The sequence below is a fragment of the Arthrobacter sp. Y3223164 genome (assembly GCF_059091005.1).
Genome location: NZ_JBNHGF010000820.1, coordinates 1 through 516 on the forward strand (window position 1 = coordinate 1; position 516 = coordinate 516).

Annotated in this window: 1 protein-coding gene; it reads left to right on the plus strand. The window is 74.2% G+C overall.

Features of this window, described 5'->3' with window-relative positions:
• On the plus strand, positions 1-516 hold a 516-nt coding region (locus AC5RUJ_RS18200; protein ID WP_494156513.1), incomplete at both ends, for an SAF domain-containing protein.

Sequence of the window (516 nt, forward strand, 5' to 3'; positions counted from 1 at the left end):
GCCGGCATTACCGGCTGCTGGCCGCCCTGCTGCTCTGTGCGGCCGCGGCGCTGGTGGTGCAGCAGCTGACCCCTGTGCCGAGCCCCACCTACTCCGTGGTGGTCGCCGCGTCCGACCTCCCGGCCGGCGCCCACCTGTCCGCCGACGATGTGGTGCTGGGCGAGCTGCCGGCCGGTTCCGTACCCGAGGGAACTGCCGACAGTCCGGCCCTGGTGGTGGGCCAGCGGCTGGCGACGGCGCTGCGCGCCGGCTCTCCTGTCGTGGACACCTCGATCGTCGGTCCCGGCCTGTTGACCGGGGCGCCGCCGGAGACGGTGGCCGTGCCCGTGCGCCCCGCGGACCCCTCCACCGTCCAGTTGGTGTCGCCCGGCCAGTTGGTGGACATCGTGCTCAGTAGCGGCAACGGGTTCGAAGAGCCTGCCGAAACTACGGTCCTGGCTCGGGCCGTTCCGGTGCTGTGGAAGGCCGACGACGGCGCTGCCGCGGCCGGCTTGCTCGGCGCGGGCGAGCCCGACG